We start from the raw sequence: 12,655 nt of genomic DNA, 5'->3' as shown, positions 1-12,655 counted from the left end.
GTTTGAGCTGATCGTGCGAGCGGGAGGAGTCCTCAGAGGGGGGAATGGATGCAACAGAGCCAGAGACTGAGCCAGATGCTGTTTGTAACGCTGCGGGAGGATCCCGTTGAGGCCGAGCTGCCCAGCCACAAATTGCTGCTGCGGGGCTGCTTTATCCGGCGGCTCTCCCCAGGGATCTACACCTATCTGCCGCTCCTCTGGCGGGTGCTGCAAAAGATCTCGGAGATTGTCCGGGAGGAGATGAACGCCATCGGCGCTCAGGAGTGTCTTTTGCCCCAGCTGCAGCCGGCAGAGATCTGGCGGGAGTCGGGCCGCTGGGAGGTGTACACCCAGGCGGAAGGGATCATGTTTGCCCTTAAGGATCGCCAGGGACGTGAGCAGGCCCTAGGCCCCACCCATGAGGAGGTGATCACCTTGCTGGCCCGGGATCTCATCCGCTCCTATCGCCAGTTGCCGCAGACGCTCTACCAGATCCAGACCAAGTTCCGGGATGAGATTCGGCCCCGCTTTGGCCTAATGCGAGGGCGGGAATTCATCATGAAAGACGCCTATTCCTTCCACGCCAACGAGGAAAGCCTGCGCCAGACCTACCAAGATATGTACCGAGCCTATAGCCGCATCCTCAGGCGCTGTGGGCTGGAGTTTCGCGTGGTGGATGCTGATGCCGGGGCGATCGGGGGGCCATCGGCGGCCTCGCAGGAGTTTATGGTGCTGGCCTCTGCCGGAGAAGATGAGATTCTCTACACGCCCGATGGCTCCTATGCTGCCAATGTGGAGAAGGCCGTCTCCATCCCGCCGCCAGCGGCAGAGTCTCCCTACACCGCCTTCCAGGTTCTGGATACGCCGGGAACCGAAACCATCGAGAAGCTGGCCGCTTTCCTAAAAATCTCCTCTACCCTGATCGTTAAAAACGTCCTCTACCAAGCCCTTTACGACAACGGCCTGCGGGTGGCAGTGCTGCTCAGCATCCGCGGGGATCAAGAAGTCAATGAGGTCAAACTGGCCAACCACCTCAGCCGCCTGGCAGAGCGCTACCAAGCCAGCAAATTGCTCAAGCTCGCCTTGGCCGATGCCGAGATCCAAAACAGTTGGCAGGGGGATCCCATCCCGGTGGGCTACATTGCCCCCGACTTGCCGGATAGCTGTCTGGGCCGGCAAAAAAACCTTGCCCCCCAGATCCTGCGCTTGGCCGACCAGACGGCAGCCCTGCTGCAGAACTTCGTAACCGGCGGCAACCAGGTGGGGCAGCACGTGGTGGGGGCCAACTGGGGCGAGCAATATCCCCTGCCGGAAGTGGTGGATGTGCGCAAGGCACAGGCGGGGGATCGTTCTGTACTCAACCCCGACCAGATCCTGGAAACGGCCCGTGGCATCGAGATCGGCCATATCTTTCAGCTAGGCCTCAAGTTCTCGCTGCCAATGCGGGCCACCTTTACCGACGAACAGGGATCCGAGCAGCCCCTCTGGATGGGCTGTTATGGCATTGGGGTATCCCGCTTGGCCCAGGCGGCGGTGGAACAGTCCCACGATGCCAATGGCATCATCTGGCCCGTGGCCATTGCCCCCTATCACGTAGTGGTGGTGGTGCCCAACATCTCCGACGCCGAGCAGATGAGCGTGGCGGAAAAACTGGTGCAAGATCTCGCTGCTGCCGGCATCGAGACCCTCTGGGATGACCGGGACGAGCGGGCCGGCGTCAAGTTCAAGGATGCAGATCTCATCGGGATCCCCTATCGCCTCACCACGGGGCGCAGCCTCAAACAAGGCAAGGTGGAACTCACCGAGCGGGCCAGCGGCCAAGCCACGGAAATTCCCATTGAAGAAGTGGTGACCACCCTGAAAGAGCGGATTGAAGCAGCCCTAGCTGTGCCAGACTGAGCGTGGTTTCTCCTGAACTCCATGCTGAACATCTCCATTCTTAAAGAAGACGAATCCTATACTTTTCGCTCTTATTTTGAGATGCCCTACGAGCCGGATGAAATCTTGGCTCAGTTTGGCTATCGACTGGAAATTGGGGAGTGGACATGGCCTGTTGCCCCTGCGCCGCCGCAAACCCCAGTTTTGAAAGATCGGATCCGACAATTGTTACCTTTGGTTAGCCTCACCAGCGAAACAGCGCGGCGGGAATTGCTGGTGGCTCCTGTGCTGACCGAAGTGGCTCTCCATTGTCGAGTTCCTTTGCGGCTGGAGTATCCCCTGATGGTCAACAATTGGTTGAAGGGCAGCCTCGATTATCTGTTGCGAGGGAAGAACATCCTGCTGGTGGTTGAAGCCAAAAAGGACGATCTAACGCGGGCCTTTGTGCAAATGGCTGTAGAAATGATTGCCCTGGCGCAGGTGGAGCAGCAGGCTCAGATCTACGGTGCAGTGACGATGGGGTCTATCTGGCAGTTCGGACAAATTCTTGCCCATCAGCAGGTGATCAAACAAGACTTAACGCTGTATCGGGTACCTGAGGAGCTAGAAACCATTGCCGGCATTCTCACTGCCATGGTCAGCAACCCCAGCCCATCGTGAATTAAAAGCGTGAATTAAAAGTAAGTCATGGATCGAAAAACAGTCTGGTTTGCCCTAAAATTGATGCTGGCTGCTGCCGGGATCAGCACAGCCATCAAGTATGGTGGCCCTTACTTGGCCTTGCCGGAGCAAATGCCAGTGGTGGTCGGGATGATCGTTTTGCCCACCTTGATCATGGCCGGGATCCTGTGGCGCTGGCAAATGCAGTCTCCTCTATCCAAAACTCCCCTACAAGCCGGCAAGGGATCCCTGGGAATTGAAGATGATAGAGCCTTCACCCCCAGCCCTTCTCCCAGGGGAGAGAGGGAAGTCTGAACTGCTGGACATGGAAGGCTGCCCAGATCCCTTGATGGGTGGGGGGAAGTCTATCGGGATGGGCTGGGATCCCTTGAACCCCTACTGCTGGGTAAGGCGCAGGGTTACCGTTGGGCTGGTTTGGTTGCCGGAAGTGGCCGTGAGATTCACCTGATACACCGTGCCAGAGGCCGGAATGGGAGGCCGAACGGTGATGGTGAAACGGCCCTGGGCATCTGCCTGCACCGTTTGGTTGGTCACGGTCTGTTGGGCGCTGATGATGCCCCCCAGAGAGGTCGAAGCCGTTACATTCACCCGCACCGAAGCATTGGGAGCTGTAGTGCCCTGCAGCGTAAACGAAGAACCGGAAACCCGATCCCCATCCTGCAGGTTGGTGATTTGAGGCAAGAGGGGGCTGGGGGCGCTGACTGTAGCGGAAACCTCTTGGGTGGTCAGCCGCTGGATGCCCCCGGTGGCCCCTTCGATCAGGCGGGCCGGTTGTTCGGCGGTCATGAAGCGCACTTGGCCGCCATTTTCCAGGCGGGCGACGACGATCCCTTCCCGGGTGGTATCTTTCGCCTCGATTAGGGCGTTCACTACATAGGTGCCGCTGGAAACTTCCTGAGCCGGCAAGGTTTGCACTTGCCGTCCATCCTGGATGAGGTAAACCGTTACCCGGCTGGAAGGGGTACCTTTGACGGTGACCAACAGGATTTCTCCCGCTGCCAAAGGGCGACTGCCGGCATTGTGATCCACTAAGTCGATGGAAGCGCGGACAGGGCTACCCACGGTGAAGCTCCAAGTCACGCGGCGGGTCACCCCCTGGGTATTGGTGAACTCCAGCAAGACTTCCCGACGCCCCGGCGGCAGAGGTTGGGCAGGGCGATAGGTGAAGAAATCGCGGGTAATCACCGACTGGGAAGTGACGTCTTGGCCATCCAGGAAAACCCTCACCGTTTCCGGACGCACGCTGACTCCATCTTGGCTGCGAAAAGAAGCCGAGATTGGGGAGGTAGGTTCAACATTGGTGGCCGCTTGAGCTGGGCTGGGATCCGTAATTTGCTGAGCCCTTGCAGGCAAGCTCGACAACCCCACAACCGCAGCGCCAATCACCAAGGCCCGGGGAAACCAGGAATACAAGTTATCGCTCATGAGACCATCCAAGAAAAAGATAGACTACAGACAGACTACACAGGCAACAAGCCCAGAGAAAGGCTAAACAGAGTCCGGCAGAACATCGGCCTCGATATCCTGTTCGAATCCTGTCACAGGGGATGGCCCCTGTCGATACGCCTAAACCTCTGATCGGCTCTCCAATAGACTCAATCCCAGCGTCAAAACCGGGCAAAGTCAACTGCCATCTACCGTGTGGGATCCCATGTCCATCCTGGCAAAATCCAGAAGATGACTGTAGGTGAGGATGTAAGGGATCCCTTTGATCAACTAACTTGTGTCGTGACCGCCGATCGCCGATCGATTTATGTCAGTTTATTGATATCAATTCACAAAAATAGCCCCTGTCTCTTGCAGATCGAGGCAATGATCGCCGGAGACATCGTTGACCAGCCGCACCTCTACGGTGATCACATTCAAGGGATCCACGCTCACCTGGTAGCCCACAGGAGCCAACATCGGCGTGTTGATGGCCATGCAATTGGGGATCAACAGGTTGCTCAGGCGCAACGTTTCGCCGGCAGGCAGTTCCGAGACTTTCTGGCGGGGATCGGTAAAGCCGTATTCCAAAGGCAGACCGGTGCGATTGCGGATCACCAGCTCGGCAGGTAGGTTGGGGTTAAAGCGGGCTACCGGGCGATCGAAGACCAATTGATCGACACCCACCGGTAAGCGCGGCAACGGCACTGTCTGAAAGGTAGGCTGAGCGGCAACCCAGAGGGATCCCTGCAACAACCCTCCGCCAACCCAGCCGCCCAGCAGAGTCGCCAACGTCAAAACCATTCTTTTGCTCCGTTCTGCATAGCTCATGGCTTTCGCCTCAGGATGTGCTTCCAGACTGGTGGGAGTTGGATCCCTTGCCTGCTTGTATTGTTCCCAAAAACGGCTGGCCGGGCCAGATGGCTGCTGTTTTTTCCAGGGTATGCCCCAACCAGCTAAGATCCCGTGGGGGGGAAGTTAAGTTAGAGTTGGCAATGCAAAGGGAGGCATGGCCATGCCAGCAGAACCGAAAAAGTCGGAGAAAAACTTCTCGTGGAAGGGCAGTGCCGACGCGGGCCGGGCGCTGACGATTTTGGCTGCCGTGGGAGCCGCGGTGATTTTACTGGCGGGGTTCCTACAGTAGGCAAACAGTAGGCAAAGCTGTTTGTGTCTGCAGCCGGCACAAGCACCTCAGCACGGCGGCGGAAGCCAAAGTTTCTTCTTCAAGGCGATTTCAAGGCGATGGTGGCAGCCTGCTCGACTTCCAACTTGCCTTCAAGGATCATCCCCGCCATGGTTGAAGATGTCCTCAAGGCAAAGGTGTTGTCTGCGGGGCAGGAAGCCGCCCTCGACTGCGTTCTCCGCCATGGCTGCCCTACAGAAAGAAGCAGATCCGGATGCTTTGGAAGTCCTGCTGATTGGTTGATGCGAGGTTCGCTACGCCTGTCCGGGTCACGCCGCTGGGCAGCAGGCTCAACAGGGAAAAAAGCCCAGCAGAGAAGGGATCCCTGCTGAGCCCCTTGAAAGCGCCGAGGAAGGGGTAAAGTGCCCTCAGCCCAGCAGCCGGCGGGCAGTGTTGACCACGTTTTCCACCGTGAAGCCGAACTTCTCCATGCACACCGGGCCGGGGGCAGAGGCGCCAAAGCGATCGATGCCAATGGCCACCCCCTCAAACCCCAGGTACTTGTGCCAGCCGAAGGTGCAGCCTGCCTCGACGGAGACGCGCTTGGTGACGTTGGGGGGCAGAACGGAATCGCGGTAGCTCTGGGGCTGGGCCTCAAACAGCTCCATACAGGGCATAGAGACCACCCGCACGGCCCGGCCTTCCTGCTTCAGTTGGGCTGCAGCTTTCACTGCCAGCTCCAGTTCAGAGCCGGTGGCGATCAAGATCAGCTCTGGGTTGGGGGCATCCACCACCACATAGGCCCCTTTGGCTACGCCTTCAACAGAGGTGCCCTCCACCGGGTTGACCGCCTGCCGGGTGAACACCAGCACAGAAGGGGTGGTCTTGGCTTCTAGGGCCACCTGGTAGGATCCCACCGTTTCGCGGGCATCTGCCGGGCGCAGCACATAGAGATTGGGAATGGCCCGCAGGGAGGCCAAAGTTTCCACCGGCTGGTGGGTGGGGCCATCTTCTCCCAAGGCGACGGAGTCGTGGGTCATGACGTGCAGCACCCGCACTTGCGAGAGGGCCGATAGGCGGATGGCAGGCCGCATGTAGTCTGTGAAGATCAAAAAGGTGGCGTCGTAAGGGATGAGACCTCCATGAAGCGCCATGCCGTTGGCAATGGCTCCCATGCCGTGTTCCCGCACCCCAAAGCGGAAGTTACGCCCCTCGTAAGAGCCGGCCTGAAACTCTGGGATCCCCTTTAGATAAGTCATGTTGGAGTGGGCGAGATCTGCGGATCCCCCCAGCAGTTCCGGCACCGCTTTGGCCAAGGCATTCAGACAAAACTTGGAGAGGTTGCGGGTGGATTCTCTGCCGGTTTCGGCAATGGGGGCCAGCGCTTCTTTCCGGCCCACCGGCAGCTCCCCGGCCATGATGCGCTTGAACTCGGCGGCCTCTTCGGGGTAAGCCTTCTCGTAGGCGGCGAAGCGCTCGTTCCACTCGGCCTCGGCCTTGGCCCCTTTTTCGATGGCCTGGCGGAAGTGGGCCAGCACCTCGTCGGGAATGTAAAACTCCGGCTCCAGCGGCCAGCCCAGGTTTTGTTTGGTGAGCTTCACCTCTTCCGGCCCCAGGGGTGCCCCATGGACGCTCTCGCTGCCGGCCTTGTTGGGGGATCCGTAGCCGATGGTGGTCTCGACAATAATCAAGGACGGCTTGTTGGTGACTTCCTTGGCTCTCTGGATGGCCTCGGCGATCCCCTTCAGGTCGTGGTTGCCGTCGTCTACCTTTTGCACGTGCCAGCCGTAGGCTTCATAGCGTTTGCCCACATCTTCCGTAAAGGCGATTTCCGTTCTGCCGTCGATGGAGATGTGGTTGCTGTCGTAAAGCATGATCAGCTTGCCCAGTTGCAGGTGGCCGGCCAGAGAAGCTGCTTCAGAAGCCACCCCTTCCATGTTGCAGCCATCGCCCAAGATCACGTAAGTGTAGTGATCCACAATGGTGTGGCCGGGCTTGTTGAAGCGGGCGGCCAGATGGGCCTCGGCAATGGCCAACCCTACCGCATTGCCCACCCCTTGCCCCAGCGGGCCGGTGGTCACCTCCACCCCCGGAGTTTCAAAGTTTTCCGGGTGGCCGGGGGTTTTGGAGCCCCACTGGCGGAACTGCTTAATGTCCTCCAGGCTTACATCGAAGCCGGTTAGGTGCAGCAGCGCGTACTGCAGCATGCAGCCATGCCCCGCCGAGAGCACAAAGCGATCCCGATCCACCCACTTGGGGTTGCGGGGGTTGAACTTCATGAACTGCTGCCACAACACATAGGCCATGGGTGCTGCTCCCATCGGCAGGCCAGGGTGGCCGGAGTTGGCCTTCTGAACAGCATCCACCGCCAAAAAGCGAATCGTATTGATGGCAAGTTGTTCCAGAGAGGGAGGAGCAGCAACAACCATGTGGGATCCCTATCGCTCGACATTTGCTTTCCAGTATGCCGTGTTTTGGGTCTTGCTTCCGAGGCGCTAGGGATCAATTGGGCCGGGAAATTGGCTTTGTCCAAATTCCAACGGGGCCAAATGGCAGGCTAAGCTGAGTGATACCGTCGCTGCTGTTTTGTGTTGGAGCACTTCTTTGACCGTTGTTTCTTCTGGTAGCAAACCCTCCTGGCTGCGGGCCAAGGCCCCTCAACGGGTGGGATCCGTCAAACAACTGCTGCGGGACTTGGGCCTGAACACGGTTTGCGAAGAGGCTTCCTGTCCCAACCTGGGGGAGTGTTTTGCCAACGGCACCGCCACCTTTTTGATCATGGGCCCGGCCTGTACCCGCGCCTGCCCCTACTGCGATATCGACTTCACCAAACGCCCTCTGCCCCTGGATGCCACTGAACCCCTGCGGGTGGCAGAAGCAGTGGAACGCTTGGGGTTGCGCCATGCGGTGATTACGTCGGTGAATCGGGACGACCTGCCCGATGGGGGAGCCGGCCAGTTTGTGGCCTGCATTGCCGAAATCCGCCGCCGCATGCCCCAGACGACCATCGAGGTCTTGATCCCAGATCTGTGCGGTAACTGGCAGGCGCTGCAGCAGATCTTGGCCGCCCGACCGACGGTGCTCAACCACAATACCGAAACGGTGCCCCGCCTCTATCGCCGTGTACGCCCGCAAGGGAACTACGAGCGCTCCCTCAAACTGTTGGAGTTGGCACGGCAATGGGATCCCGGCCTGTACACCAAGTCAGGGGTGATGTTGGGCCTGGGAGAAACTGCCGAGGAGATCTTGCAGGTGATGCGGGATCTGCGCCGGGCAGGGTGTGACATTCTCACCTTGGGCCAGTATCTGGCTCCCAGCCCCAAGCACTTGCCGGTGGAGCGCTACGTTCCCCCCGAAGAGTTCGACCATTGGCGACGGGTGGGAGAGGAACTGGGCTTTTTGCAGGTGGTGTCTTCGCCCCTAACCCGCAGCTCCTACCATGCCGAGGCTGTGCAAGAGTTGATGCAGCGCTTTCCCAGGAGGAGCTCCTGAGCGCTGGGGCCTCGCCGGCTGCCCGACCTTGTGGGTTGCGCGAGAGAAGAACCCTACTCTGAGATTGGCTCAAGGCCGGGTTTCAGGGCGGCTACAACGTCAGGGATCCCACCTTGTGCTCTATGAGCTGCGCCAGATCTTGCAGGAAGGCCGCTGCATGGGCGCCGTAGATGACACGGTGATCGCAGGTGAGGTTCACCTGCATTTGGGAACGGATGGCAATGGCTTTTTCCGGCGTCGCCACCACCGTGGGGCGAGAAGCGCCGATGGCCAAAATGGATCCCTGGTTGGGGGGCAAAATGGCATCGAAGCGATCCACCCCGAACATGCCCAGGTTGGAGAGGGTAAAGGTGCCGCTATTGTACTCTTCCGGCTGCAGTTGCTTGCGCCGCGCCCGCTCCACCAGATCCTTCCAACGGCGGGAGATCTCGTAGAGATCAATCCGATTGGCTTGCTTTAGGACAGGGGTGATCAGCCCGCCATCCTCCATGGCCACGGCCACGGCGATGTTGATATCCGATTTGTAATGGATGCCGTTTTCTGTGTAGCTGGCATTCAGAAGGGGGTGCTTCTCCAGGGTCATGGCCACGGCTTTGACCAAGAGGGCCGTCAGGGTGACTCCTTTGGGCTTCACCTGTTGGTAGAGGTGATCCAGGCTATCGGTGGTGATGGTGTAGCCCACGTGGAACACCGGCACGCCAAGGCTGGCGTTCATGTTGCGCACCACCGCCGCTTGTAAAGTGCTGAGGGGAACCGTTTCTCCCAAGGGGACAGCTACAGGAGTTGGAGGCGCGGGGGCTGGAGCAGAGGGGGCAGCCACTGCAGGAGCGGAAAGGGCCGCAGCTCGCTCCACGTCTTCGGCTATGATGCGACCGTTGGGGCCGGAGCCGCGCACGGTGCGCAGATCGATCCCCAGGCTTTCCGCCAATTTTTTCGCCCGCGGGGAAGCCACGATCCGCTGGGATCCGGCGCCATCCGATCCATTTGGCAGTGTAGAGGTGGGGGTTGCCGCAGGGGCAGGACTTGTCGGCTGAGCTGCAGAGGCGCGGTCTGCGCTAGGTGGAGCCGCAGGGGTAACGCCAGCAGCGAGGGCTTTGGCTTTTTCCTGAGCTTGGGCCACTTCCGCTTCGCTTTCGGCAATCAGGGCAATGGGGGCGCCCACCGGGGCTGATTCCCCTGCCGGCACCAGGATACTGGCCAGGATGCCGCTGTGGAAGGACTCCACGTCCATGTCCGCTTTGTCGGACTCCACCACCAGGATGTTTTCTCCTTTCTCCACGCGGTCGCCGGGGTTTTTCAGCCAGGTGACGATCTTGCCCGTTTCCATGGTGGAGCTGAGGGCCGGCATGGAGAGTTCGTGGATCATCGATGGGGATGGGAACACAGCAGAAGAGATTGTAACCCAGGAGACGGGATCCCCGCGCACGTCCCTGGGCCGGCTTTGGGCTCACCGGGCGCCAGCCGCTTCTGCTTCGGCCACCACCAGCAGGGTTTTCAACAGGGAATCGGGGTTGAGGCTGATGGAATCGATCCCTGCTTGCACCAGGAAGCGGGCGAAGTCGGGGTAGTCGCTGGGGGCCTGCCCGCAGATGCCGATCTTGCGGCCATGGCTTTTCACCGTCTGGATTACCTGGGCGATCATCCGCCTGACGGCCTCGTGGCGCTCGTCAAAAAGGTGGGCCACCAGGGCTGAGTCGCGATCCAGGCCCAGAGTGAGCTGGGTGAGGTCGTTGGAGCCGATGGAGAAGCCGTCGAAGATCTGGCAGAACTCGTCGGCCAGGATAACATTGCTGGGCAATTCGCACATCACGTACACCTGCAGGCCGTTTTCTCCCCGCACCAGGCCATGGCGGGCCATCTCCTCCAGCACCTTGTGCCCCTCTTCCGGCGTGCGGCAGAAGGGGATCATCAAGATGACGTTGGTCAGGCCCATCTCATCCCGCACCCGTTTCATGGCCCGACACTCCAAGGCAAAGCCCTCACGGTAGCGGGGATCCGTGTAGCGGGAGGCCCCCCGCCAGCCAATCATGGGGTTTTCCTCGTGGGGTTCGTAGCGGGATCCCCCCAACAGGTGGGCATACTCGTTGCTCTTGAAATCCGACAGCCGCACGATCACCGGCTTGGGGTAAAAGGCGGCAGCAATGGTGGCCACCCCCTGGGCCAGCTTGTCCACAAAGTACTCCGGCTTGTCGGCATACTGGGCGGTGAGCTCTGCCAGGCGCGGCTCCTCTTTCACCGCCTGCTCATAGTTGAGCAAAGCCAGCGGGTGGACCTGAATGTGGTTGGCAATGATGAACTCTAGCCGCGCCAGCCCCACGCCATCGCAAGGGATCCCGCTGAGGCCGAAGGCTTTTTCTGGGTTGCCCACATTCATCATCAGCTGGGTGCGGGGACGGGGCAGCTCCTCCAGCGGGATCTCCGTCACCTCATAGGGCAACAGGCCCGGGTAGACCCGCCCTTCTTCCCCTTCAGCGCAGGAGACGGTGATGGGATCGCCGGAACGGAGCACCTGCGTGGCGTTGCCGCAGCCAACAATGGCCGGGATCCCCAGCTCGCGGGCGATGATGGCCGCATGGCAAGTTCTGCCCCCCTGGTTGGTGACGATGGCGCTGGCTTTCTTCATGATGGGCTCCCAGTCGGGATCCGTCTTCTCGGTCACCAGCACCTCGCCGGCCTGAAACTGATCCGAGCGGCGCACATCCAAAATGACGCGGGCTGTGCCCTGGCCAATGGCCTCGCCTACGGCCCGTCCCCGCACCAGAGGCTCGGGCTGCGCCCCAGGCTGGGTGAAGCGATAGGTGGTCAGCTGGTTGGCCCCTTTTTGCGACTGCACTGTTTCGGGGCGGGCCTGGACGATAAACAGCTCGCCGGTGATCCCATCTTTGGCCCACTCGATGTCCATGGGGGTGAAGCGGCCCCGCTGTGCCGAGTAGTGCTCCTCGATCAAGCAGGCCCACTGGGCCAATTTGAGGATTTCCTCATCCCTGAGGGCATATTGCTTGCGCAGGCTTTCGGGGACAGCCACGTTTTTGGTGGAACGGGATCCCCCCTCGTCGTAGACCAGCTTCAGGGCCTTGCTGCCCAGCTTGCGGGAGAGGATGGGGCGCAGTCCCTGCTTGAGGGTGGGTTTGAAGACCACGTACTCATCGGGGTTGACGATCCCTTGCACCACGTTTTCCCCCAGGCCGTAGGCGGCGGTGATCAGCACCGCATCTTTAAAGCCGGTTTCTGGGTCGATGGAGAACATCACCCCCGAGCAAGCCAGATCCGAGCGCACCATCTTCTGCACCCCCACCGAGAGGGCTACTTGAAAATGGTCAAAGCCCTTGATTTGGCGGTAGGAAATGGCCCGGTCGGTAAACAGGCTGGCAAAACAGTGGTGGCAGGCGTTGAGCACCGCCCGCACTCCACGCACGTTCAGGTAGGTCTCCTGCTGGCCGGCAAAGCTGGCATCCGGCAAGTCTTCTGCCGTGGCACTGGAGCGCACCGCCACATCGGTGTCGGGGCCGTAGCGCTCGCACAGCTTTTGGTAGGCTTCGGCGATGGCCTGCTCTAGCTGAGGGGGGAAGGGAGTTTGCAAGATCAAGGTGCGGGCAGCCTTGCCCCGCTCGCGCAAATTTTGGACATTCTCAATGTCTAAGTCTTTGAAAATCTCCTGCAACTTCTCCTCTAGGCCCGCAGAGGCGATGAACTGGCGATACGCATGGGCGGTGGTGGCAAATCCTGTCGGCACCTGGATCCCCTTTGAGGTGAGCTGCTGCAGCATTTCTCCCAAGGAGGCGTTTTTCCCGCCCACCTGGGCAACGTCCCGCAGCCCCACCTCCGTCAGGGGCAAGACCAAAGGCGGCTCTGAGCCAAGCTGGGGTTGAGAGGGTTGCTGAAGCTGGGATCCCCTGGTTGCTCCATCCGACATGCCTTACCTCCTTCTTAGATCCATTGAGCGATCCATTGAGCCAACGCCAATTGCTGGGGTGTGCTGTGTTGTCGGCTTGGGATCGCTCCCGGCTCTCCTATGCCAACACTCGGCCCAACTCATTCTTGGTGGGCCATAGCCTCACTCTAGTCAGGATTTTCTGC

The 12,655-nt window shown here is 60.0% G+C and carries 10 protein-coding genes; 5 read left to right on the top strand and 5 right to left on the bottom strand.

Going from position 1 to position 12,655, the window contains the following annotated elements; translation table 11 throughout:
* Nucleotides 1–48: 48 nt before the first annotated feature.
* Genes ACVWZF_RS09955 through ACVWZF_RS09945 form a run of 3 tightly spaced genes read left to right on the top strand, consistent with a single transcriptional unit; the run spans nt 49 to nt 2,832 of the window.
* Nucleotides 49–1,878: a proline--tRNA ligase gene (locus tag ACVWZF_RS09955; RefSeq protein ID WP_457394030.1), complete on the top strand. Its 1,830-nt coding sequence runs from the start codon at nt 49–51 to the stop codon at nt 1,876–1,878.
* A gap of 21 nt (nt 1,879–1,899) precedes the next feature.
* Nucleotides 1,900–2,517, top strand: a complete 618-nt coding sequence (locus ACVWZF_RS09950; protein WP_414382213.1) for a hypothetical protein — start codon at nt 1,900–1,902, stop codon at nt 2,515–2,517.
* A 27-nt stretch (nt 2,518–2,544) separates the two neighbouring features.
* Nucleotides 2,545–2,832, top strand: coding sequence for a hypothetical protein (locus ACVWZF_RS09945; RefSeq protein WP_011432754.1), 288 nt, complete (start codon nt 2,545–2,547; stop codon nt 2,830–2,832).
* Nucleotides 2,833–2,913: 81 nt separating this feature from the next.
* On the opposite strand, the gene ACVWZF_RS09940 is transcribed toward ACVWZF_RS09945, so the two are convergent.
* The gene (locus tag ACVWZF_RS09940) at nt 2,914–3,963 is read right to left on the bottom strand and encodes a hypothetical protein (RefSeq protein WP_238376920.1); all 1,050 of its coding nucleotides are present in this window, start codon (nt 3,961–3,963) and stop codon (nt 2,914–2,916) included.
* Between the two features lie 345 nt (nt 3,964–4,308).
* Nucleotides 4,309–4,794 carry a hypothetical protein gene (locus tag ACVWZF_RS09935; protein ID WP_457411358.1) on the bottom strand — a complete coding sequence of 162 codons (486 nt, stop codon included), beginning with the start codon at nt 4,792–4,794 and terminating at the stop codon, nt 4,309–4,311.
* Nucleotides 4,795–4,978: 184 nt separating this feature from the next.
* Between ACVWZF_RS09935 and ACVWZF_RS09930 the strand changes: the two genes are divergently transcribed.
* Nucleotides 4,979–5,107: a hypothetical protein gene (locus ACVWZF_RS09930; protein WP_011432750.1), complete on the top strand. Its 129-nt coding sequence runs from the start codon at nt 4,979–4,981 to the stop codon at nt 5,105–5,107.
* A gap of 407 nt (nt 5,108–5,514) precedes the next feature.
* On the opposite strand, the gene tkt is transcribed toward ACVWZF_RS09930, so the two are convergent.
* Nucleotides 5,515–7,515, bottom strand: coding sequence for a transketolase (gene tkt / locus ACVWZF_RS09925; RefSeq protein WP_457411357.1), 2,001 nt, complete (start codon nt 7,513–7,515; stop codon nt 5,515–5,517).
* A 175-nt stretch (nt 7,516–7,690) separates the two neighbouring features.
* On the opposite strand from tkt, the gene lipA reads away from it, so the two are divergent.
* Nucleotides 7,691–8,578: a lipoyl synthase gene (gene lipA / locus ACVWZF_RS09920; protein ID WP_457411356.1), complete on the top strand. Its 888-nt coding sequence runs from the start codon at nt 7,691–7,693 to the stop codon at nt 8,576–8,578.
* Between the two features lie 91 nt (nt 8,579–8,669).
* Here the strand turns inward: lipA and ACVWZF_RS09915 are convergent, their stop codons facing one another.
* Nucleotides 8,670–9,944, bottom strand: coding sequence for a dihydrolipoamide acetyltransferase family protein (locus tag ACVWZF_RS09915; protein ID WP_457411355.1), 1,275 nt, complete (start codon nt 9,942–9,944; stop codon nt 8,670–8,672).
* An 81-nt stretch (nt 9,945–10,025) separates the two neighbouring features.
* Entirely contained in the window at nt 10,026–12,491 is a 2,466-nt protein-coding gene (ppsA, locus tag ACVWZF_RS09910; RefSeq protein ID WP_011432745.1) for a phosphoenolpyruvate synthase, read from the bottom strand.
* Nucleotides 12,492–12,655 lie beyond the last annotated feature (164 nt).

It is taken from the genome of Thermostichus sp. OS-CIW-30 (assembly GCF_054060215.1).
The sequence above is the reverse complement of the archived record's forward strand: the minus strand, read 5'-3'. Positions and strand labels throughout refer to the sequence as shown.

Excerpts from the sequence above, each read along its gene's own strand:
- ACVWZF_RS09955 (WP_457394030.1), top strand. The coding sequence starts at position 49 with ATGCAACAGAGCCAGAGACTGAGCCAGATGCTGTTTGTAACGCTGCGG.
- ACVWZF_RS09950 (WP_414382213.1), top strand. The coding sequence starts at position 1,900 with ATGCTGAACATCTCCATTCTTAAAGAAGACGAATCCTATACTTTTCGC.
- ACVWZF_RS09945 (WP_011432754.1), top strand. The coding sequence starts at position 2,545 with ATGGATCGAAAAACAGTCTGGTTTGCCCTAAAATTGATGCTGGCTGCT.
- ACVWZF_RS09940 (WP_238376920.1), bottom strand. The coding sequence starts at position 3,963 with ATGAGCGATAACTTGTATTCCTGGTTTCCCCGGGCCTTGGTGATTGGC.
- ACVWZF_RS09935 (WP_457411358.1), bottom strand. The coding sequence starts at position 4,794 with ATGAGCTATGCAGAACGGAGCAAAAGAATGGTTTTGACGTTGGCGACT.
- ACVWZF_RS09930 (WP_011432750.1), top strand. The coding sequence starts at position 4,979 with ATGCCAGCAGAACCGAAAAAGTCGGAGAAAAACTTCTCGTGGAAGGGC.
- tkt (WP_457411357.1), bottom strand. The coding sequence starts at position 7,515 with ATGGTTGTTGCTGCTCCTCCCTCTCTGGAACAACTTGCCATCAATACG.
- ACVWZF_RS09915 (WP_457411355.1), bottom strand. The coding sequence starts at position 9,944 with ATGATCCACGAACTCTCCATGCCGGCCCTCAGCTCCACCATGGAAACG.
- ppsA (WP_011432745.1), bottom strand. The coding sequence starts at position 12,491 with ATGTCGGATGGAGCAACCAGGGGATCCCAGCTTCAGCAACCCTCTCAA.